This window comes from uncultured Pontibacter sp. (assembly GCF_947499215.1).
Lineage (GTDB): Bacteria > Bacteroidota > Bacteroidia > Cytophagales > Hymenobacteraceae > Pontibacter.
Genome location: NZ_CANMNI010000003.1, coordinates 290381 through 313509, shown reverse-complemented (window position 1 = coordinate 313509; position 23129 = coordinate 290381). Strand labels below are relative to the sequence as shown.

The window sequence follows — 23129 nt, the reverse complement described above, 5'->3', positions numbered from 1 at the left end:
TTATAAGCTCATACGTTTCCAATCACGCTGAGATCGGTGCTTAGAAGCCACTTCTTTACAAGGAAAGAAAGGCCCCTAAACCTATTGAGATGAAACAGCTCAGATTTACTTGCTGGGCTGTTTCATCTTATATTACTGTTTGCGATCAAATTTCCAGGTAAACACACCTAGTCTGGATGTTGTTTTCTGATCATCTGGAGCGCCCTCGGGGAAGCCAGCCCATTCTTTTTCCTCTACCCAGTACATTTCTGAATTTGAGAAATTTTGAATTTTATACCGGCCCGTCAGAGAGCCCTGCTGCACTTCTATAATGTTAGGATCGTTAGGATCCGGGAACCTGTAAGTTAGCACTTCCGGGTTAGCGTTGCCTGGCACAGAGATCGTAACGCGTTTGCCGTCGAACCTGAATGCTGTCTGATACTGCACTGAGTCCTCAAACATCACTTCATCATCAATGGAGTAGTACACTCTTTTTATTTGCGTGTTTATCCATTCGCCACGCATCGTTGCATCAATATCTGAAACCGGTGGTATAAATTCTTCTTCGTCATCGTCCTTACATGAAGTAAAAACGAGGGCAAACAACAATGGTATCAGCAATAACTTTTTCATATAGAAATCACAGTTAATGTAAGTAAGGGTATTTTAGCTTAAATGATAGATTGTCCGCCAGTAGGACGTATAGGTTTGGGTGCTTTTCCTTTCATATTACGAACTACATTTTGCAGAGTTTGAGAACTAGGCATCGCAATTATATTTTTTATAAAAAACAGCATTAATGGGCCACCACCAGTTTTCGGTTAAGCGTTTTGTTACTGCCAGCCACTGTCAGATTATAGATGCCCGGTGATAAAGCCGCTCCGACTGGCAATGTCAGATTTAGTTCGCCAAACGCATCGGTTCGTACCTGTTGCCCATGCACTTGCCTTCCAGAAGCATCTGTTATCATGAAAGTCACTTCTTCGCTTTCCTTTAGATTAGCAATCTCGATGGTAACCTCCTCTCCCACCGCGGCAGGATTCGGATATATTCTGAATGAGGATGCAATAGGTGAGCGGTCCTGTAAAAGGATGGTATTTGAATAGGTAAAGGTACCATCCACACGAACCAACCGGAGCCTGTAATACCCTTGTTCTTTGAGTGGCATCTCGTCCCTAAAGGTATAGTCGATGGCAGCCGTTGTGGTACCGGAGGCTTTCACCTGCCCAATGGCTGTAAAATTTTCCCCGTCTTCGGAACGCTCTACTTCGAAAAAGTCTGTGTTAAGCTCGTAAAAGGTTCTCCAGTCAAGAATTACGGCTTTTTGGTTGAAGGTTTCCCCATCCGCATAGCGTCCCTCAAAACTCAGGAATTCTGTCAGCTCAGTGTATACATCTATGAAGCGTTCTTTAATCTCTTCTGGAGTAAGCGCTCTTCCGAAAAACTTCACCTCATCCATATCACCCTCATATTGGTAGCTGACAAGTACACTTGAATTAAAGTAGCCTATAGTGACAGGCGAACGGCTCGCAAACCCATTATTATGGGAGAAACTTCCTGCTGCAATTTGCTCACCATCCACATACAGCCTAGTAGCCCCGGAACCACCATCACGGACAGCCACAAGCTGATGCCATACTCCATCATTCAGCTTTGGTCCCGCAGAACCTACAAAGCCACCCTCAAAGCCAATATCGGGCAGATAAAAAGCAGCTTTTCGATCTTTATTGAGCCCTAGCCACCACTGTGACGGAGAGTCTTTTGCATGGCGGCCGACCAGTACTTGGTTCTGGGCTTCGCTAGCACCCTCTTTGGTTTCCGTGCGGAGCCACAGCTCAATCGTAAAACTCTCGTTCGCTTTCCAATCGAAATTCGGGCTACCAATAACATCCAGCCCCGTGTCACTTCCATTGAAACGTTGCGCCATACCTACTGCACCCTTTACTGCAGCAGGCCGTTTTTTTATTTCTGGAACGGCATCGATAGGTGTATAAACGTCGGCGAAGCGATTACCTGAACCCTCATTCAGTGTCCAGTGGTGCAGTATCCCGATGGGTTCCTCCGTAGCAGGCCGCACGTTTATTTCAAACCGTTGCGGCTCACTGTCACCGACACTGTTGCTTGCTTTTAGCTCAACAGTAAAAGTTCCCTCCTGCGTTGGCACCCAACTAACTTCCCCCAAACGGAAGTCAACCCGCATGCCCGGCAAATTGGACAGGAGCGTATAGCTTGGGGCAGGGTTACCTGTGGCCTTGGCTTCGTATGTATACTGCTGCCCAACTGTGGCAAACGTAATGGGGGTTGAGACAATTTCAGGGGCAAATTGGCGTGATCCGCAATAATCGCCCGCACCCTTATTGTAGCGTGCACGCATCTCTGATTCAGGCAAATCCCGGTTGTAAACACTAAACTCATCTGTCACGCCATCGAAGCGGAACATACTGCCCAAGTCAAGATACCCGACGGTTACGGGGCTTTGAGACTCAAAACTTCCTCCGTATTTTTTCACATCGATGCGCAGATCGTCTACCCGGAAGCCGTCTACATACAGTTTAGTAACCTGAGGGCCACCCACCCGCACCACGGCCAGATGGTGCCATTGGCCATCGAAAAGGTTAACCAGTTTCTGGTAATCGGTCACAGTGTGGGATACGCCAGCATTGTCTTTCATATCAAACACGGCGAAGCCCTCTGGACTTACGCCAAGCCACCAAGCCGCTGGTCCGTTGGTTGACCTGCGCCCGATGATAACTTGATTCTCGGACTTGTTGTTAACCTGCACCCACACCTCCATCGTGAAGTTACTGTTCTGGTTCCATTCAAAGTTTTCTATGTCCGAAATAAGCAATCCCGTGTTGGAACCGTTAAAGCGCTGCCCACCGGCAAAGCGACTGTCAGCGGGTACGGGACAATCTGTACAGGTGGCGCGAATGCCAGTTACATCATCGATATAACTGCCAGCTTCTTTTTCGTCTAGAGTGAAATAGTGCACCAAGCCCGGAGGGCAGGAAGACTGAGCCAGCGCCACTGTCTGAGCCGCCAAGCTAAACAGCACACCGAGTACGGTTGCCAAGACCACTTTGCGCTTACAGTCCCATAGGTATGAATGAAGGTGTTGAATAATGTACCTGACGGTATATGCTCTCATATAGGCTTAAAAATATCTGTATCACGGCATTTTGCTGATGCTCGTCAATTAGTGTCGGGTTGTTTTGTGGTATAATTCAGAGCTGAACAGCCGCTGTTCTAAGCAAAATACTAGTTCGCAACATCGCCTGTCCTTTACGAGGAGTATAGATTAACTGTTGTATTAGAGTACAATAATATTACGCCGTTAAGACAGAGAGGTTCGGCTGTAGGAGGCAATAAATAATACAAAAGAAGACTCGTTGCGGGAGGGGGTTGTTACGGTTGGAACAATGTCCAGATGAGCCAGCACTTGATTAGAGATAACACAGCATCGCCTCAGCTATACCTGCTTTCAAGGCGCCTACCCAATTTAGACTGAAAAAAACGTCTTTTGCAACAGCTATTTACTTTGCCCACCGTATAGAATCCTGCACAATTATTACGCCTTTACTATACAGTCAGAAAAATATATACCGGATTCCTAAACCTTTTGGACTGACTGGTAATATAATAGAGAAGTAAGCTTTCTGTTTTCTCTCCCTGTATTCCACGATACTTGGTGAGCAGCTACACGGCATGAGAAAATACTGTTCTCACACACCCCTAACAGTATCAATGTATGTTATTTAACTCTACTGAATTCTTCATATTCTTCCCGGTAGTAGTTACCCTCTACTTTTTAACCCCTCCTAATCGCAGATGGCTCATCCTGCTGCTGGCCAGCTATTATTTCTATGCCTCTTGGAAGCCGGCTTATACCTTGATCCTTATTTTCTCAACTATTGTGGACTACGGCTGTGGTCGTGCCATGGGTAAGTATAGCGACGAAGACAAAGCGAAACGCAAGCCTTTCCTCTGGATCTCACTGCTCTCCAACTTGAGTATCTTAGGGCTGTTCAAGTATTACAACTTTTTTAACGACAGCGCCCGCGAAGTGGCAGGGGCACTGAACATGAGCTATGCCGTGCCGGCCTTTGAACTGCTGCTTCCTATGGGCATCTCGTTCTATACCTTCCAGACCATGAGCTACTCCATCGACGTATACCATGGCCGCATCAAACCGGAGCGGCACTTTGGGGTGTTTGCGCTGTTCGTGACTTTTTTCCCGCAGCTGGTGGCAGGACCCATAGAGCGCGCAGGCAACCTGTTGGGGCAGCTTAAAGCTTACCACGAGTTCAGCTACAACCGCATAGTAGGTGGGCTTAGGCGCATGGGGTGGGGCTTTTTCAAGAAAATCATGATCGCCGACAACTTGGCCCTGATGGTGAATCAGGTATACAATAACCCCACCGACTACGAAGGCATCACCCTCATTATCGCCACGATTTTCTTTGCCTTCCAGATCTACTGCGACTTCTCGGGCTACTCCGACATTGCCATTGGGGCGGCGCAAGTCATGGGCTTCCGACTGATGGAAAACTTCCGCAGACCCTACTTCTCCAAGAGCATATCGGAGTTCTGGAGCCGCTGGCACATTTCCCTCTCCTCTTGGTTCCGGGACTACCTGTACATTCCGCTGGGCGGTAACCGGGTAGTGAAATGGCGCTGGTACTACAATCTTTTCATTACTTTTTTGGTGAGCGGTCTGTGGCACGGAGCCAATTGGACCTTTGTCGTGTGGGGTGCCCTGCACGGCTTTTATCTAGTGTTTGCTATCGTCACCGCCAAACAGCGCGATGCCCTAGCCGATAGCATGGGCCTGACTAGTAGGCCACTGCTCTATAAGTGGGTACAGGTGCTGAGCGTGTTTGCACTCGTGCTATTTTCATGGGTCTTTTTCAGGGCCAATTCCATTGGGGAGGCCTTTTACATCCTACAGAGTAGTTTTGCCGGCTTGGGTAACATCCGCCAGTTGATTACTGGCGTTGACCTTGACCATATTCTGTTCATGGATCAGGGCTTCAAAGTGTTTGCCGTATCGGTGATTTCCATCATGATCATGGAAACGGTTCACCTCATACAGCGCCATGGCAGCGTGTCGCAATTGATCAACCGAAGGCCTGCGGTAGTGCGCTGGGCGTTTTACTATGTGGCTATTATTACCATGCTGCTGTTCGGGCAGTTTGGGCATCAGGAGTTCATTTATTTCCAATTCTAGGTATGGGAGACGATGGAAAATAAAGACTTGAAAAAATTACTCCGAAAACTGGCCCTGCTTGTACTCCCGTTTGTGCTATGGCCACTTATTGAGGCCATTGTGCTGCCCATGAATTTCTTTACGTTCAGGATTTGGGAAACCATTTCTGTGAATTCCATGCGTGTGATGTCGGGCCCATTCTACCCAAACATGCACATGAAAATGGAGGAAGAGGGAGAATTGGCACCACACACTAAATATGCCGAGAAAAAGCTGGTGGAGTGGTATACCGACCCCTATGGTTACCGCAACCGCGACACCAAGGCGGAAGTGCTCCTGATTGGGGACTCAAATATTACAGGTGCCAAGCTATCGCAGGAGGAAACGCTGGCAGAGGTGCTGGAGCGCCAACTGGGCAAGGAAGTATACTCTTTCGCACCGGCCACCATAAACAGGTTTCTGGGCACCAAGCGCTTTGAGGAGAGTCCACCGGAAGTGGTGATCGTCTCGAGCATCGAGCGCCGTATACCTGAACTGCAGCCTGTTGGAGCAACCGGCATAGGCTCAAAGGTCAGAGACCGGACAGGATCTGTTATCAATGCTTCGCCGGTGCTTACGTGGCTGGCCGTGACGGCAGACCGCGTTTCCAAACTAGCTCTCTACCGCCGCACACTGGCCAACATCGAGCGTAAATTCGGGCGTAAGGAGTACATCGCCTTCCAAGACGAGTTTTTTATGGAAGGTGAGTACGCCAACCGCGACTTCAGCGACGAGGAGATAGACTACATAGCCGATTTGCTGGAGAGCTACAAACAAGCCCTGTCCGAACGTGGCATCGCATTTGTTTTTATGCCCATTCCTAACAAAGAGAACATCTACCACCAGCTACTTCCATCCCGCAAAAAGCCGGATTTTCTGCCTCGCCTGATGGCCGAGTTGCAGAAACGGAATATTGAGGTTGTAAACACACAGCAAGTGTTTGAGCATCTGTACCATAAAGAGAAAAAACCCTTATACCCTGCAGATGACGCACATTGGAACGACATCGCGGTGGAAGCTGCCGCAAGCCTGTTGGCACAGCACTTGCAAGGCGAACAACCGGAACACAGGTCAGATGCCCGTCACTTAGTAAAAAAAACAGATTGATGGTATAACACAGCCTTATCCGGTAAATGAACGTATAGCTCTAAATCTAAAATCAAAGCATGAAACCAAAGGTTTTTTACGATAAATCCACTAAGCGCCTAAAAAAGATACTCGGCAGAGTCATTCCTCGTAACACCCGCTTTAGGCCCAACGGCGTGTACCGCATCAACCTGAACGACCGACGCACCTGCAACAATGCAGAAGTGAAGGTTCACAGTATTTATCCCAATCTGGTGACGCCACTCGAGATCAGCGAGGAGCTTTACAAGGCCTGCTCCGATTATTGGAAGCCTAAGCGCAGCGTTACCACGGACTACTTAGTGGTGGAAGTGCCAAACGGCCGCGTATACACTGATAATGAGAGTAGTGTGGCAATCGTGACGCAGCTAAACCGGGTGGTGGAGAATGTCACGCTAAGCTTGACTGACGGGAAAGTGACCGACCCGGAACAAAACAACATCTTTGATCAGAGCTATTTTCAGGCGCCTACCCGTTTCAAGGGCACGGTATTTAGTTTGCTCACAGGTGGTGCAGGCCTCAATAACATCGGCCACTGGTTTTTAGATGTATTGCCACGACTGCACTTGCTCCGTGAAAGTGGCCTGTACGACGAAGTGGACTGGTTCCTAGTGCCGAGCACCCGCTACAGCTACCAAACCGAGACACTCGAGCTGCTGGGAATACCCGCTGACAAGATTATTACTGGTGTGGAGTACAAACACCTAACCGCTGATAAGATCATAGCCTCTACGGCTCCCCGCGGCAACCATACCTTGGTGCCACGCTGGTTGGGGCAATACGTCCGTGACTCTTTCCTGCCATTAGTACAGAACGAAAAACCTACTATGGAGGAGAAAGCGCCCTACCTGTACATCAGCAGAAGCGACTCCGCCATACGCAATGTGCTAAACGAAAAAGAGCTACTGGAAGCTTTGGAGGCTTATAAATTCAAATCTATTGTTTCGAGCAAGTATAGCATCTTGGAGAAAATCAGGATGTTCTCGCAGGCCAAAGTAGTAGTATCCGCCACAGGAGCAGGTCTGATCAGTATGTTCTTCTGCAAGCCCGGCACCAAGATCATTGAGATCTTCCACGAGGGCTTTGTGATAGAGCCATTCTATGACATCGCCACCAAGATTGACTTGGACTACGACTACATCATCTGCAAAGGTGATAAAAAAGTGCATGATGCCACTGAAGGGCAGCGACAGCACTTGTTCGTGGAGACAGACCAAGTGGTGGAGATACTTGATAAAATGCGCAAAAGCTCAGAAAAGACGAGTAATGTTGAAACTGTGTAGGCGAAAGTCTGCCTTAGGCTATAATAAACCCGCCTCTGCGACTTCGGTCGTAGGGGCATTTTTCTTTTTGGCCCGGATCACATCCTCATAAATGGAGATGAGCATGCGGTAGTTTGCTTCTGGGGTATAGTTTGCTTCGTAACTTTGGCGGGCCGCAGCTCCCATTTTGGAGACCAATGCTGGGTCTTCCGCTAAAATTTGCACTTTCTCAGCCAGCTCGGTGGCATTGCCGGGGGTATAGTGCAGTCCGTTAACGCCGTCTTCGACTAGTTGCTCCGCACCGCCTATTTTGGCCGCTATGGCTGGTGTTCCGGTCGAAAAGGCCTCAATGATGGTCATGCCGAAGGTTTCCATCCATTCAGAAGGGAATATGAGTGCTTTAGCAGTCTTAAGCTCCTGTTCTACCCTATCCAGCTTCTGATAGCCCAGATACTCCACATTTGGATATTTTGCAACATGCTGCTCCACTTCCGCTCTCATAGAGCCATCCCCTATTATTTTCAGTTTGAAAGGGTATAGTTCAGTCGCTTTTAGAAGTGTGCTTATACCTTTCTCCGGGGACAGTCGGCCAACAAAAAGAAAATGATCGCCTCTTTCGGCTTCACTCAGACCCAAGTCAGCTGTAAAGTTTGGTTTTACAACCAACTGCTCTCGTCTGGGTTTGAGGGATGAGTTGAAAAACAAATCACTGCCCCCTTTTGTGAGCGTGATGAAACGGTCCACTTTGTGCTGCCAAGTACCCAAAAGCTTATGCACACCGGTAGCCAGTACAACGGAAGCCGTCTGGAACATGGAGTTGCGGTAGGCTTTGTCTAAGATGGCCTGTATAGGAAAAGTCTTATGCACGTTCTCCATGTGGGTGCGGCCGTTGTAATGCAGGTATGCGCTCGGGCAGATCAGACGGTAATTGTGCAGGGTCATGACAATGGGCACACCCAGTTTATGGGCGACATCAAACACGGCAGGCGAAATCAATGGAAAAAAGTTGTGCACATGGATGATATCCGGCTGAAAAGCTTTGATCTTCGCTTTGAGCATGCGAGCGCTCTTAGTGTTATAAACCACTCCCAGCGCAGCACCTAGTTTCTCAGAAATCGAGTTCACATCCTCGTTAGAGAGCGTGAACCTATCCACTGTATGACCGTGACTTTCCAGCAATGCAGCCTCAGCATAGAAAACGGTGTCTTCGCCAGCGGATATTTTATAGTGATTGTGAACCTGAAGGATACGCATGAAAGGATGAGTTAAAGCAATGCTATTGTTATAAGCTTGGATCGTGTTTGTTTTGAGGTATAGCTTTCTGCCAAAGGATACGTGTAAAATTATCTCCTGTTTGCGAGGGCATATCAATCAGCTAAAATCCCGTCTAGGCCATACCTGACCAAGACGGGATTTTGCCTGTTGCTGTACTGTTATAAAACCAGAAGCCAGCTTAGGCCAACGCGGTTTTGTTCGGTTCCTGTTCATTTGCCTCAGCAAAGGCAGCGGCAAAATACTGGCGCTGTTCTTCGCGCAGTTTATCGATTGTCCGACCCTCTGGCAAGATCACATCGTCGTAGGTCAGCACTTGGTCTTTGGGAATATCACGCTTCAGCACACAGCCTTCGGCTACACCGATCGGCAGGAGATTCTCGCGCTCGGTCACGTCGGCATTCTCGCACAGGCCGTAAGTCATGTAGTGGCCGATGCCATCGATGGTCTCACCGGCTTTCAAGTCTTTTTTGGCGGCAGTCACCACTTCCACGTACGGACGATCCAGCGGTGTGAGGGCAGCGTCGTTGAAGAGCACAGCTCTGGCAACGGTGAGCGGCACTTCGAGGTGGCATAGGTGGTACGGGGTATAGAAACAGTACAGCGGCCCCTCTCCCATCTTGTAGTAGTTTAGGTAGTGCTGCTGCGTCGGGTTATCCTGTGTGGCGAGTACAAATACGCCACCAGCCGGCTCGGCTATACCTACTACATAGTCTACGATGCCGGGACCGTTGGTAAGTTCTTCCAGCGGAAACAGATTCACCGACTCCCTGATATTGGCTCCCTGTGGTGCGTAGGGGCCCAGCATACCCCGTTTGGCAACGCGCATACCTGTTCCGTTGGCCACGATGGCCTGCTCAAAAGAGATTTTGGTGCCATCGGCAAAGGAAGTTACCATAGCCGGGTTTTGTCCCCAGCGTTTAGCGAAGCCTTCCTGTGTTGTTGGGTTGCGGTAGGGGTCGTGCAGTCCTTTGATGTTACCACAAAGCACTGGCTTCATGCCAATGGACTTCACATAGCGGTACAAGTTCATGATCACGCCCGGCTGGTCACCGTCCACATTCGTGAACACCACTCCAGCCTTGTCAGCATACACCTTCAGGATTGGACCAACTGTTCCATCCACCTCAGCATCCATCATAATGGTGTGCTTCCCATTCCGGATTGCCTCCAAAGCCACTTGTGCACCAAATTCCACAGCTCCAGTTACTTCCAGTATAGCGTCAATCCCTTCGGCACGGCATAGGAGCATCGGGTCGTTGGTGATGCTATACCTGCCGTTGCGAATGTTTTCCTGCAGGGCTTCTACAGAGGCCACTTCCTCCACCTCGGCTATACCTGCCTCGTTGTAAGCTTCGCGGGCACGCTCGATGGTGCGGTTCGAGATCGCCACCAGTTCCATACCCGGCACGTGATTCTTTATTTGCAGTGCCACGCCTTTGGCCATAAATCCAGCCCCTACCATGCCCACACGGACAGGTCGGCCTTCGGCTTCTCGTTTGGCTAATGCGGTATCTATAATGATCATAGTCTTTCTTTTTAATAGGCTATACCTTCGTCGAGCTTACAAAGCTGACTGCTCAGGTATAGCTTCCAGTAAAGGATGGTTCTGGTCTTTCTCCGAAATAATCTGCGGCTCGACTGGCCACTGAATATTGAAAGCCGGATCGTTCCAGCGGTGGCCACGCTCCGCTCCTGCCGCATAAAAGGCTGTCACTTGGTACATCACGTCGGAGTTGTCCTCTAATGTCAGGTAGCCGTGTGCGAAGCCTTCCGGCACATAGAGCATGCGGTAGTTGTCAGCGGTCAGCTCCACGCCTATCCACTGCTTATACGTTTCAGAGTCCGGCCGCAGATCCACGATCACGTCGTAGATGGCGCCACGGGTGCAGCGTACGAGTTTGGTCTCGGCGTGCGGGGCCAGTTGCATATGCATGCCGCGCAGGGTGCCTTTTTTGTAGTTATAGCTCACATTGGCCTGCACCAGATTGGTGTTTAAACCATACTGCTCAAACTCCTGCTGGCAGTAGGCCCGGCCGAAAAAGCCACGCTCATCCTCTAGCTTTTTGATGTCGATGATGTAAGCGCCTTTTAGTTTGGTTTCTGTAAAGATCATGTGTGTTGATGTATTTGAAAAACACCTGCAAAGGGCTGCCTTACAGGTGTCTGTCGTTCAGATTTTAAGATGTCAGTACAGGCTGTTCGTCTCCCAGATATTCTGCGATCTGCCCCATCGTGAATTCTTTGATGTCAGTTATCCCTTCATGGTAGGTCTTGTACCAACCGATGGTACGCTCAATGGCTTGCGCTGAGTTATACTTTGGCGTCCATCCCAGTTCTACCAGCGCTTTGCTGATGTCGAGTTTGAGCAAGCCGGCTTCGTGTGGTTGGTTTTTGAGTTCCGGCTTGTCGTAGCTGCCCGAGCCCCATACCTGTAGCGCTTTTTGCACTAGGTCCTCTACAGGGCTGTTATCGCCGGCTTGCGGACCAAAGTTCCAGGCACCGCCAAAGGCTTTCGGGTTTTGGGCCAGTTTCGCGCCCAACAACAGATAGCCACCCAACGGCTCGAGCACAAGTTGCCACGGACGCACCGCATTCGGGTTGCGAACCGTTACTGGTTCCCCTACCCGCAAAGCACGCACAATGTCAGGAATAATACGGTCTTTTGCCCAGTCGCCACCACCAATCACGTTACCGGCACGGGTACTGGCAATCGCTTTCTGGTGCTTGTCATAGGCTTCCGGATGGAAGAACGAACGGGTATAGGATGAGATCACCAACTCTGCACAGGCTTTGCTGGCGCTGTAAGGGTCGTAGCCACCCAGTTGGTCGGTCTCGCGATAAGGGTATACCCACTCCTTGTTCTCGTATACCTTGTCGGTTGTGATGAGCACTACCGTGCAGGGCTTTTCCAGTTTCCGTACCGCATCCAGCACATGGGCCGTACCCACGGCGTTCACGGCAAAGGTCTCCGACGGAAACTCATAAGATAGACGCACCAGCGGTTGGGCTGCCAGATGGAAGATAAAGTCTGGCTGAAATCGCAGCACAGCCTCTTCCACGGCTTCTTTATCCCGGATATCAGCAATCACGGACTCGCATAGGCTGTCGCCGTCAATCAGCTGATACATGTCCTCTTTGGTTTCAGGAGCGAGGGCATAGCCCATTACCTCAGCGCCAAGGGAGTGCAGCATTTGCAACATCCAAGAGCCTTTGAAACCGGTGTGGCCCGTCAGAAATACTTTTTTGTTTTGATAGGTTTGCTGCAGAAATTCTCTCTTCATCAGCTTATGTTTCGCTAAAGGGTCAGGTATAGGATATGTTATACGCAGGCGGCAAACATTCCGGTATACCTTCCGCCGTTTAGGCATTTACAGGTTGGTTGTTTATCACTTTATACCATGGGGCCTTGCCTTGTAGGATTAGCTCCTCCAGATAATTCTTATCACGAAGTGTATCCATTGGCTGCCAGAAACCGGTGTGCTTGTAAGCCGCTAGTTCACCCGCCTTGGCCAGATACTCCATTGGCTCACGCTCCCATGTGGTCTGGTCACCTTCAATATAGTCGATCACGGCTGGTTCCAACACGAAGAAACCACCATTTATCCAAGGCTGGTCGCCACCGGTTGGCTTCTCTTGGAAGTGCCGCACATGCGTGTCTCCACCAGATAGCGTAAAGGCTCCGAAACGCCCCGGCTGCTGTACCGCTGTAAGCGTTGCCAGTGTACCCTGCGCTTTGTGAAAGGCGATGGACTCGCTGATGTTGATGTCACTTACACCGTCCCCGTAGGTCATGCAGAAAGTCTCATCACCAAGGTACTCGCGCACGCGCTTCAGTCGGCCACCTGTAAGGGTGCCCTCTCCGGTATCTACCAAGGTCACTTTCCACGATTCAGTGTTATTTTGATGCACCTTCATGCTGTTGTTGCTCATGTCGAAGGTCACATCCGAATTATGCAGAAAGTAGTTGGCGAAGTATTCTTTGATCATGTGGCCTTTGTAGCCACAGCAAATCACAAATTCATTGATGCCATGGGCTGAGTATATTTTCATGATGTGCCAAAGGATGGGCTTGCCGCCGATTTCCACCATGGGCTTCGGCCTGATGCCACTCTCCTCACTGATGCGGGTTCCGTATCCGCCTGCCAGTATTACAGCTTTCATTTATTTCTAAGGGTTTGGGGTGAATGTTCTATTTTGAATTTTGTCCTCTATACGACAATTACTATATTTTGATTTTGCTAAGGCTGATTTTCCGACATGATTCGTTCGAGTAATTTGATTATCAGAAGCTTGCATGTTATAACACGCCTCTAGCATGAGCGGTGCAACATCCTTGCTGTACTTATACCTCTAATTATGCTTATGGTTTTGAGTTATGTTTCTGGTATGCGTGGTGGCAACGGTAGTTACTGAAGAAAAGGTCCGTAAAAAATGCGCTACCTAGGGATGAAACCTGTGTAGCGCATTCATGGCTATTGTCAGTTAAGTGTTACAGAAGATGTCTTTCTGTGCTTATTGCCCGGCAAGAGCAAATCTTTGAGGGTCAGGTATACGAAGGTGCTGTTGGTAACCAGATAGCGCTTCCAAAGGCGCTTTGGCTCTTGGTACAGGCGGTAGGTCCATTCCAGCGACCAGTCGCGGGCCCATTTAGGAAGTCGCTTTTCTAAGCCAGCGTACGTCATGTATGCCTGCCCGACACCCAGCATGCAGGCCTTTACGCGGCCTTTGTGCTCTGCCATCCAGCGCTCCTGCTTCGGACAGCCCAAGGCCACAAACACCAAGTCTGCGCCGGTAGCGTTAATCATATCCACGATTGATTGATCTTCCTCTTTCGTCAACTGACGGAAGGGCGGAGAATAATAGCCAGCCACTCTCAAGTTAGGGTGCTTTGCATTGGCGGTAGCCACCACAGCCTCCAGCACGTCGTCGGTTGAACCATAGAAGTATACCGACTTGCCTCTTGCGGCGGCCTCTTCGATCAGCCGCGGCATCAGGTCCATACCCGGCACGCGGTCCTGCTGCTGGCCATACTGCACTTTCATGAGTTTAGAAAGCGGCCCGCCATCCGGCGAAGCCACATCCGCCTCGTTCAATATTTTGTTAAAGCTAGGGTCTTGGTAGGCCTCCACGAGCATGTGCACGTTCGCGAAGCATACATAAGATGACTCTTTGTTATCTGTCAGCCAGAAGACCTGCTCCACGAATTCGGCGAATTTGCCTGTCGTGATGTAAGACTTCAAGAGTCGACGCTTTTGCTGCAAGGGTGCTGCAGTTTTAGCGACTGTGGTTGTATCGGTCATTAGATTAGTATGCATTTTTCTCGCCTTTCACCATGTTCCAGACAGTCAGGAAGATGATTTTCATGTCCATCATGAAGCTCCAGTTCTCCATGTATTTTACATCATACTCTACACGCTTCTCCATCAGGTGCACTTCTTTGGTCTCGCCTCTGAAGCCGCTCACCTGTGCGTAACCCGTAATACCCGGTGTTACGAAGTGGCGCATTTTGTACTTGTTGATCACTTTAGAGTAGTGGTCAAGCTGCGATACCAGGTTTGGACGTGGTCCCACTACCGACATATCGCCTAGTAGTACGTTGAAGAACTGTGGCAACTCGTCCAGGTTAGACTTGCGTAAGAAGGCTCCTACCCGTGTAATACGAGGATCATCCTTAGTAGCCTGTAGCTCTGTGCTATTATTCACACGCATTGTTCTGAACTTGTAGCAAACAAACAGCCTGTTCTTCTTGCCCGGACGCAGCTGCTTAAAGAAGATCGGTCCCGGCGAACTGATCTTGATAGCGAGTGCGATGAGCGGCATTACGATCGGGAACAGGAACAGAATCACGCTCAGGGAGAAGGCAATGTCAAAGGCACGCTTCACCACACGGTTCGTTACTTGCTCCAGTGGCTCCTTACGCACACTAATCATCGGGATGTTCTGATAGAAGTACATGTTCACCTCACGCTGCACGATGGCGCTAAAATCAGGCACGATGCGGAAGTAGATGAAGTTCTCATCAGCAAACTCAGTCAGTTCGTCAATATGCTCTTTGTCGTTTACCGGCAGGGTATAGTATACCTCGTCAATGTTGTTCTGAAGGCAGAACTCCTGCAGATCCGACACGTTACCCTTCACCATGCTGCTGTGCTTGCTCAGTTCGTCGGCTTTGTCTGAAAAGAAGCCCATGAACTTACGGCCCGGTGCCTCATCGCTACTGAAGGTCTGGTGCAGGTTGATCGCTGCAGGCCCCATGCCCACAATCACGTAGCGGGAGTAAGCCATATCCGACTTAGAGAAGTAGCGCTGTGCCAAGAAAAGAATCACACGGCTGAGTCCGATCAAGAGTGCTGTAAACAAATAGGTATACAACAGCAGGAGTCGTGACAGATGCTCCAAGTTGAATATTACGATACAACTCGCTAGAATCACAGCGTGAATCGCAAAAGCGTTAATCAGATTGCCTGTTTTTCTACCAACCGGCAAAAAACCGTCAATTCGGAAAACGAAGTTGTTGAAGCCTGATACGATCCACCAAACCAGTGCGAAAAGCACAAAGAAGATACTGTACTGGTGGGTGAGCTCTAATTCACCGTATCTGAAAAGGTTTGATAGCTTAAATGCGAAAGCTATCAATGTAATGTCTAGTATTAATAAGAGTATTCTATTAAAACTATTATAGTGTCTGTATTTGTGCATAACCTGATAATTGTACTTATTGAATCATAATTCCCTTTTACCCTTAATTGACGTGCGTACTCCTCTGTCCTTCAATCACCTTGCCAATTCCCACGATGCCTTGGGGTCCCATGACAATCTTTATGTTCGTAATCACCTTTAGCTTAAAATTTATATTTTGAGTTTGGTGTCTTTTCTTTCAGCCTCTTTCAGACCTTAAGATTAACAACTAGAATTTAGACTGAAATACGACAGCATTTATATTAAGGTTTATTAATTTAACTATAAAACATTAATAAAAATGAAAGTTACAATATTAGCATATTCCTATTTTTAAATACAAATTGCCATAAATTACATATTTAATCTTTATTATATAACTATTCGATGATTAATACTCTATTTTTGAAAATTTCTCCCTGTAGTGTAACCAATCTGTAGCCTTATTATTTTTTCAATCCCCTTTTGTGCATTAAGATTTACTATGTGTTACACACCCTCTTTCTTAAGCATAGCTCACAAAGCACTTCACATCCGCACATAGGTATAAATTTTATCATCTTCTCAAGACTGATAAATATTTAAAATCATATTAGCAATATCCAATACCTAACATGCTTTCGTGTAACCCTGCCGCTCGTAATTGTCTAAAACAGGGGAATATGAAACGTATTTGAGGGGAAATACAAGATATGATAAATGTAAAATGCTAAATCAAAAACACCCTTCCAGAAACAGATTCATAAAAATTTTACAATTGTTTGAACCAAGTCTCATCAAAAAACATTTTGCACAATACGGACAAACCGGTAAAATGTTTAGCTGGTATCAAAAAATATGAGACACCTTTTAAAGCAGGTTTTTCATGGCAACTGCTAAGGTCTTAGGCAGCTTACTTTTAGTAACCTGAAAGTAAATTAGTGTAGATGGCCTAACCCAACTGAATTGAATTTTACGGTAAACCGCATTTTGTAAAAAAAGCATCAATCTATAGCAAACTTATACATAACCCTATATGCAACCGGTACAAAGGAGCCTTGCGCTAGCTGTGCTCACCCTACTCTATGTGCTGTGTTCTGGTACAAACGCCTTAGCACAAAGTTGTACTCCTCTTATATCCTTTTCAGGTCAATCATCGCTTTGTCAAGGCGGTGAGGTAGTCCTGATAGCCAGTGAAGCGGCTAGCTATAAGTGGTCCAACGGTGCCACCACCCGCCATATTACAGTCACAGCAGCAGGCACTTACAGCGTCACAACCACCTCAGAAGACGGCTGCACCGGTACATCTGAGCCTGTACAGATCGATGGCGCACCTGACGCCAGCATCAAGGATCCCATTTACGAATTTACCTACTGCAGCTATACAGGAAGTGCCAACTCATTTAAACTGGATGTAGAGAATGCCTCCACAACCGTCGCCACCAACACAGGCTATACCATTAACTGGGGAGATGGCAAAACAAGCACATTCGGGAGAGATTTTACGCAGGCAAGCCACACCTATACAGCCGCCGGTCTTTATACTATCACGGTAACCGCTACCAATGCCGATGGCTGCACAGGCACTTCCACCGAGCAGATGTTCATCGGCAGCAACCCCGGTTTGGGTATAACCAGTGATGGCAATAACATTGACTGTGCCCCTGTCTCCTACGGATTTAAGATCACCGGCGTGGAGGGAAACTCACCCCACACCGTCTATACCTTCCAATTTGATGACGGCACACCTGCTGTTACCTACAAGCATTCTGAGCTTCCAGCCGACCGAATCCTGCGCCACGAATTTTTGGAGTCCTCCAAAGACAAACCGAACGGCTTCACCTTAACCGGTACCGCCACTAACCTCTGTAACGTTTCCATTGCCACGTTCACCGGTATTCGCATCTCCAAAGGTCCAATTGCCGACTTTACTGTGGGTAATGTGTGCCTGAATGAACCTGTAAAGCTAAACGACAAGACTAAAAACGGCTACGATGCTTCGGCCAGAACGGACCGCTACCGCGTGAAATGGGAGATCTTCCCGGCAACAGGCTATAAATTCACCTCCGGTAACAGCGAAACACTGTCTCCGGATATCGTCTTCAATGAACTGGGCGAATTCCTGATTCGCCTGACAGCCTACCCATTGGATCCGAACTCTACTTGCTTGCCTACTACGGTAGAGCAGACCATTGTAGTGAACGATGTGCCGAAGGCAGCCTTTGAACTTACTCCTGACGGCGGCGTGTGCGCCCCATCTATCTTCAGAGCACAGAATAATTCGACAGGAACTGACCTGCGCTATATTTGGTCCGTAACCGGCTCTGATAGCTGGAGCTTTGCAGAAGGAACGGATGCCAATTCTGAAAACCCGGTTTTCAGCTTCGATAAATCAGGAAAGTACACCGTTTCTTTGTTGGCTAACAATGTCTGCTCCGCCGTAAGCCGTCAGGAGTCTGAGATTGTCGTGATACACAAACCGCTGGCAGCATTGCCAGAGGCCACAGCTTACTGCGGTCCACAGACCCTATCATTTTCAGAAAGCAATCCGCTTCATTTGCCTGTGTATGATGCACAATCCGGCCAGATAAACCAGTACCGCTGGGAGATTAGCGGACCGGGAGATATCGCATTTGCAGATGGAACAAACGCAGGTAGTGCCTTCCCAAGCATCCACTTCACCGAACCCGGCACTTACGAAGTAAAAGTTACCGCCACAAACGAGTGTGGCGATTCGGAAGCGACTCTTCAGTTGATTACCATCGAGGCGACACCTGAAATGGTGCTGCATGCGCCAAAAGAGGTGGTTTGCCTTAACAGCGGCATTATGCAGCTACAGTCTTCGCACGAAGGCGGTGTGTGGAGCGGCTCAGAGCACATATCGGCCGACGGCAAATTCAATCCCGCTGAAGTAGGCGACTTTTCGCTAACCTATACCTATCGCGAGGGCACATGCGAAGTGTCTGAAACACTACTGGTAACCGTTAACAGCCTACCCAATGCGCCAACCGTGCAACCAGTGGCTACGCTTTGCCCGGGCGGAGCCGCGCTACTGCAGGTAGTTAGTCCAGAGGGCAGCGTTCAGTGGCATGACCAGCCAACAGGCGGCAATCTGCTGCACGAAGGCGAAACTTATACCACTTCTCTGCTTGATCAAACCACAACCTTCTATGCGCAGACGACGGTGGAAGGCGGCTGCTCCAGCGTGCGCATGCCAGTGAAAGTGGAGGTATACCCTGCTACACCGGCTCCAGTGGTGGCCCCGGTTACCCTATGCGGTGCAGGCAGTGTTGCGACATTGATAGCAGAGGGCAATGCCGGCACCTACGAATGGTTTGCCGACGAGGCAGCCACTCAGCTAGTGGCATCCGCAAAAAGCTTCACGACAACAGGATTACCAGAAGGCACCAGCACCTTGTATGTACGTGCTGTTACCAATGGATGCTACAGCCCACTAGTTGCTTCGCAGGTAACAGTGCTGCCTGCACTTGCCAACAATGCATTAGCAGAAGTGGCTGTGATCTGTACTGGTCAGTCCCCTGCCCTACTGAGCGGCAGCCAGCCGACTGGCGGTAACGGCAGCTATACCTATCGCTGGATGAGCAGTGTAACCAGCACCACCGACGGTTTCGAGACAATACAAGGCGCAACAGCAGCCACTTATCAGCCGGGAGCATTGAACCGCACCACTTGGTTTAAAAGAACCGTAGTTTCCGCCGGCTGCAGCCATACCTCAGACCCTATTGCTGTGAAAGTTACGCCAGTAGTAGAAAACAATACCATCTCTGGCATCGCTCCGATCTGCGAGGGCTCCGAAGCGGCCACCTTGGAGGGCAGCATGCCTACCGGAGGTGACAACAGCTATACCTACCTATGGGAGTTTAGTACAACCGGCACCAGCGGAAGCTTCCGGGCGGCCAGCGGCAACAATCGCGAGCAGCACTATACCCCAAACGTACTGAATGAATCCACTTGGTTTCGTCGAAAAGTGATGTCCGGCACCTGTTCTGAGAGCATCAGCGAAGCCGTCAAGGTAGATGTGGTGAAGCCTATTATTATGAACTTCATCTCCGTGCAGCAAAATACGATCTGCAGTGGCAATGCGCCTTCTGTTATTATTGGCAGCACACCGCAAGGCGGAACCGATCAGAAGACATACCGTTGGGAAATGCGCAGCGAAGGCGGCAGCTTCGAAACAGCGGTGGGTAATAGCATGGGCCTGAACTACACGCCTCAGATCAACGACAAAACCATGTGGTACCGCCGCGTGGTAACGGCCGGCCCTTGCCAAGAAAGTATCAGCAATGAGATCGAGATACGTGTGCAGCCGGCCATAGCGGAGAACACTATCCAAGTGGTGGGTCAGCAAATCATCTGCGAAGGCACTGCCACGGCTAGTCTGTCTGGCAGCCAGCCGACTGGCGGTAAAGGCAGCTACACCTACCGATGGCTTTCCAACACAACTGGTCCAGACGCTACTTTCAATCCAGCGCCCGGTAGCAATACTGGCAAGGACTATACCAGCCCAACAGCTCTCACTCAAACTACTTGGTATATCCGCGAAGTGGTGTCAGGTGAGTGTATCAGTAACTCGGATGTGGTAGAAGTAACCGTGGTGAACCTACCAACGGCTCCAGCTGTAGCGGCTGTTACCATTTGCGAGGGCAGCATGGCCACCCTGACCGTAAACAGCAACACAACCAATACCTTCCGCTGGTATGCCAATGCGGCTGCGCAGCAGCACCTCTTCGAAGGGTATAGCTTTGAAACTGCGGTACTGGACCAAACCACCACCTTCTATGTAGAGGCTGTGAATATCAATGGCTGTGGCAGCAGTGAGCGCCAACCTGTGACCGTAACCGTGAACAAGCGACTGGATAACAACATTCTGAGTGTGGCGGTAGCACCGATCTGCGCCGGCCAACAGCCAGCCAGCATCACGGGCACTGCCCCAACAGGCGGAGGTGGCGAGGGCACCTATACCTTCCGTTGGGAGAGCAGCGAAAAAGGAGACGATACTGGATTTAGCCTAATCGAAGGAGCCACAGCGGCCTCTTTCCAACCGGAAGCGCTAAAGAAAACCACTTGGTTCAGACGCATGGTCACATCAGGTCCTTGTGCGGCGCACACCAGTGCGGCTGTCAAAGTTGAGGTGCTCCCGGCGATCAGCAACAACAGCATCGCGGTCGAGAAGTTCACCATCTGCGCTGGTGACATACTCCCTATTATAAAAGGAGCGGTTCCTAGCGGCGGAAGCGGCGAGGGCAGCTATACCTACCTATGGCAGAGCAGCCGTGACGGACAGCATTTTGCAACCGCGGCAGGCACCAACAACCAAGCAGACTATCAAGCCCCGGCACCTCTTGTGGAGCATACATGGTTCCGAAGAATCGTTTACTCAGCCCCTTGTAACCAATCTATAAGTCAAGTGCTGGAGATTGCGGTGCAGCCGGCTATCACGAACAACAATATTATTACACAGGCGCATGCCGTCTGTGCCGGCGAGGCTCCGGAAGAGCTGAAAGCAAGTCGACCATCGGGCGGCAATGAGCAGCCTGTTTACCTGTGGGAAAATCGCATCGAAGGCGGCGAGTTCGCACCAGCTGCTGGCGTCAACAACGGCATGAACTACCAGCCAAGCAAGCTTACCCAAACCACTTGGTTCCGCCGCAAAGTAACAGCTGGCGAATGTTTCAGTGTAACGCCTGAGTTGCGTGTGCTGGTGAATGAAGTCATTGCCAACAATACCATCTCCGAAGATCAGGTGATCTGTACGGGAAGCTCTCCGGCCAAACTGACGGGATCGCAGCCTACAGGCGGCGACGGCAGCTATACCTACTTCTGGGAAGCCGCCGGTACTGATGGTGTGTTCCGCAAAGTGAGCGGCAACTCGGCTGACCTAACCATCGGTCCGCTTACCTATACAACTTCCTACCGCCGCATAGTGGAGTCTGGGCCATGTGCGCATGTTTCCAATGTGGTGACCATTACAGTGTCGCCTGTTATCACCAACAATACGATTGGGTTGTCGCAAAGCATTTTCCGTGGCCAAACGCCGGCACCGCTCTCCGGTTCAAGCCCGTCGGGTGGCGCGGGTGCGGGCACTTATACCTACCTATGGGAAAGCAGCAGTACCCAGCAGGGTGGCTACCAACCGGCAACCGGTGTGCACGATGGACGCCATTACAGCCCGCAGGCGCTGCAGGAGTCTGTCTGGTACCGACGTCGTGTGTTCTCAGGCGGTTGCGAAACCGTGTCGGCGCCGATTCTGATTGAAGTACACAAGGGCGTGGTCAACAACAACATCTACAGCGATCAGGTGATTTGCGCCGGAAACAAGCCCGCCGCGCTGAAGGGCTCTATGCCAGCTGGCGGCGACGGCACTTACCTATACCTGTGGCTATCGAGCATCAAAGGTGCCAAAACTGGATTTGTAACGGCTATGGGGAGCAGCACCGGGCAGGATTACAGCCCGGCCGCCCTGACGCAGTCAACTTGGTTCAGACGTGTGGTGCTCTCAGGCCCTACACCGGACACGAGTGCGGCCGTGTTCATCAGCGTGCGACCGCCGATGGCGAACAACCGCATCAGCACGAACCAGACCGTTTGCTACGGAACGACACCGTCGCCATTGGCGGGCACTGTGCCAACTGGGGGAAGCGGCAACTATAACTATAGTTGGGAGAGCAGCACAAGTGGTCCAGATAACGGCTACACCACGGCGCTGGGCGTGAACAACGTCAAGGACTACCAGCCAGCTACACTCACCCAGACCACTTGGTTCAGGCGTGTGATTACCTCTGAGTCCTGTGAGCAACTGGTGAGTGAGGCGGTAAAAGTAACGGTGACCTCGCTACCGGCCATGCCAGCGGCCAGCGGCCAGACAATCTGCCACGGCAGCAGAACGACACTTACCGCCACTGGCAAAGGTGGTCGATTGGAGTGGTTCGCACAACCTACGGGTGGGAATCCTATTCAGGTAGGATCTAATTTCACGACACCGGTGCTGACCAAAACGACCACTTATTATGTACAGGAAGTGGCGCTATCGTGTGCGAGCGAGCGCAGTGCGGTAACCGTTACAGTGCCTAGCCCAAGTGCCAATGCCGGCCCGGATGCGACCATCATGCTGGGCAGGACCGTGCAGTTACAGGCAAGCGGCGGCACCAAGTATAGCTGGTCACCGGCTGAGGGCTTAAGCGACCCGACCGTTGCCAACCCATACGCAAACCCGAAAGAGACCACCACCTATACCTTAACTGTGACGAACGAGGCGGGCTGCGTGTCGACCGACGAGGTGACGATAACCGTGCAGCAGCTGGTGTACGTGCCAAACACCTTCACCCCGAACCACGACGGCGTGAACGATGTGTGGGAGATTCTCAACATCGAGCAGTATCAGAATTGTAAAGTGCAAGTGTTCAATCAGTGGGGCAATGTGGTGTTTAGCTCAGTGGGCTACAAAATACCATGGGATGGTCGCCAGAACGGCAAAGAGCTACCAATAGCCACTTATTATTATCTCATCCAGTTGGATGGTCAGGAGAAACCACTTTCAGGAAGTATTACCATTGTCAAATAACAGC

13 protein-coding genes are annotated in these 23129 nt (G+C 50.0%); 4 read left to right on the top strand and 9 right to left on the bottom strand.

Going from position 1 to position 23129, the window contains the following annotated elements; genetic code table 11:
• Positions 1 to 132: 132 nt before the first annotated feature.
• Complete coding sequence (locus tag Q1A04_RS15225; RefSeq protein ID WP_299707728.1) at positions 133 to 612, bottom strand: hypothetical protein; 480 nt, start codon at positions 610 to 612, stop codon at positions 133 to 135.
• 163 nt (positions 613 to 775) lie between these two features.
• A complete protein-coding gene (locus Q1A04_RS15220) occupies positions 776 to 3127 on the bottom strand; it encodes a LamG-like jellyroll fold domain-containing protein (protein ID WP_299707727.1) in 2352 nt (783 codons plus the stop codon).
• Positions 3128 to 3727: 600 nt separating this feature from the next.
• On the opposite strand from Q1A04_RS15220, the gene Q1A04_RS15215 reads away from it, so the two are divergent.
• Genes Q1A04_RS15215 through Q1A04_RS15205 form a run of 3 tightly spaced genes read left to right on the top strand, consistent with a single transcriptional unit; the run spans position 3728 to position 7632 of the window.
• The gene (locus Q1A04_RS15215) at positions 3728 to 5206 is read left to right on the top strand and encodes an MBOAT family O-acyltransferase (RefSeq protein WP_299707726.1); all 1479 of its coding nucleotides are present in this window, start codon (positions 3728 to 3730) and stop codon (positions 5204 to 5206) included.
• A 27-nt stretch (positions 5207 to 5233) separates the two neighbouring features.
• Positions 5234 to 6331: a hypothetical protein gene (locus Q1A04_RS15210; RefSeq protein ID WP_299707725.1), complete on the top strand. Its 1098-nt coding sequence runs from the start codon at positions 5234 to 5236 to the stop codon at positions 6329 to 6331.
• 59 nt (positions 6332 to 6390) lie between these two features.
• A complete protein-coding gene (locus Q1A04_RS15205; protein ID WP_299707724.1) occupies positions 6391 to 7632 on the top strand; it encodes a glycosyltransferase family 61 protein in 1242 nt (413 codons plus the stop codon).
• An 18-nt stretch (positions 7633 to 7650) separates the two neighbouring features.
• Here the strand turns inward: Q1A04_RS15205 and Q1A04_RS15200 are convergent, their stop codons facing one another.
• From Q1A04_RS15200 to Q1A04_RS15170, 7 genes are all read right to left on the bottom strand, one after another.
• The gene (locus Q1A04_RS15200; protein WP_299707723.1) at positions 7651 to 8865 is read right to left on the bottom strand and encodes a glycosyltransferase family 4 protein; all 1215 of its coding nucleotides are present in this window, start codon (positions 8863 to 8865) and stop codon (positions 7651 to 7653) included.
• Positions 8866 to 9064: 199 nt separating this feature from the next.
• Complete coding sequence (locus Q1A04_RS15195; RefSeq protein WP_299707722.1) at positions 9065 to 10411, bottom strand: Gfo/Idh/MocA family oxidoreductase; 1347 nt, start codon at positions 10409 to 10411, stop codon at positions 9065 to 9067.
• Positions 10412 to 10447: 36 nt separating this feature from the next.
• On the bottom strand, positions 10448 to 10999 hold the full coding sequence (gene rfbC / locus Q1A04_RS15190) for a dTDP-4-dehydrorhamnose 3,5-epimerase (protein ID WP_299707721.1): 552 nt from the start codon (positions 10997 to 10999) through the stop codon (positions 10448 to 10450).
• A gap of 64 nt (positions 11000 to 11063) precedes the next feature.
• A complete protein-coding gene (gene rfbG / locus Q1A04_RS15185; RefSeq protein WP_299707719.1) occupies positions 11064 to 12167 on the bottom strand; it encodes a CDP-glucose 4,6-dehydratase in 1104 nt (367 codons plus the stop codon).
• A gap of 79 nt (positions 12168 to 12246) precedes the next feature.
• Positions 12247 to 13047, bottom strand: coding sequence for a glucose-1-phosphate cytidylyltransferase (rfbF, locus tag Q1A04_RS15180; RefSeq protein ID WP_299707717.1), 801 nt, complete (start codon positions 13045 to 13047; stop codon positions 12247 to 12249).
• 317 nt (positions 13048 to 13364) lie between these two features.
• Complete coding sequence (locus Q1A04_RS15175) at positions 13365 to 14201, bottom strand: WecB/TagA/CpsF family glycosyltransferase (protein ID WP_299707715.1); 837 nt, start codon at positions 14199 to 14201, stop codon at positions 13365 to 13367.
• Positions 14191 to 15522 carry an undecaprenyl-phosphate glucose phosphotransferase gene (locus Q1A04_RS15170; RefSeq protein ID WP_299707713.1) on the bottom strand — a complete coding sequence of 444 codons (1332 nt, stop codon included), beginning with the start codon at positions 15520 to 15522 and terminating at the stop codon, positions 14191 to 14193. Before Q1A04_RS15170 ends, Q1A04_RS15175 begins: the two co-directional genes overlap by 11 nt.
• 1057 nt (positions 15523 to 16579) lie before the next feature.
• Here Q1A04_RS15170 and Q1A04_RS15165 point away from each other — a divergent pair.
• Positions 16580 to 23125: a gliding motility-associated C-terminal domain-containing protein gene (locus tag Q1A04_RS15165; protein ID WP_299707711.1), complete on the top strand. Its 6546-nt coding sequence runs from the start codon at positions 16580 to 16582 to the stop codon at positions 23123 to 23125.
• Positions 23126 to 23129: the final 4 nt, after the last annotated feature.

Coding starts and splice junctions, on each gene's coding strand:
- Q1A04_RS15225 (WP_299707728.1), bottom strand. CDS start 612: ATGAAAAAGTTATTGCTGATACCATTGTTGTTTGCCCTCGTTTTTACT.
- Q1A04_RS15220 (WP_299707727.1), bottom strand. CDS start 3,127: ATGAGAGCATATACCGTCAGGTACATTATTCAACACCTTCATTCATAC.
- Q1A04_RS15215 (WP_299707726.1), top strand. CDS start 3,728: ATGTTATTTAACTCTACTGAATTCTTCATATTCTTCCCGGTAGTAGTT.
- Q1A04_RS15205 (WP_299707724.1), top strand. CDS start 6,391: ATGAAACCAAAGGTTTTTTACGATAAATCCACTAAGCGCCTAAAAAAG.
- Q1A04_RS15200 (WP_299707723.1), bottom strand. CDS start 8,865: ATGCGTATCCTTCAGGTTCACAATCACTATAAAATATCCGCTGGCGAA.
- Q1A04_RS15195 (WP_299707722.1), bottom strand. CDS start 10,411: ATGATCATTATAGATACCGCATTAGCCAAACGAGAAGCCGAAGGCCGA.
- rfbC (WP_299707721.1), bottom strand. CDS start 10,999: ATGATCTTTACAGAAACCAAACTAAAAGGCGCTTACATCATCGACATC.
- rfbG (WP_299707719.1), bottom strand. CDS start 12,167: ATGAAGAGAGAATTTCTGCAGCAAACCTATCAAAACAAAAAAGTATTT.
- rfbF (WP_299707717.1), bottom strand. CDS start 13,047: ATGAAAGCTGTAATACTGGCAGGCGGATACGGAACCCGCATCAGTGAG.
- Q1A04_RS15175 (WP_299707715.1), bottom strand. CDS start 14,201: ATGCATACTAATCTAATGACCGATACAACCACAGTCGCTAAAACTGCA.
- Q1A04_RS15165 (WP_299707711.1), top strand. CDS start 16,580: ATGCAACCGGTACAAAGGAGCCTTGCGCTAGCTGTGCTCACCCTACTC.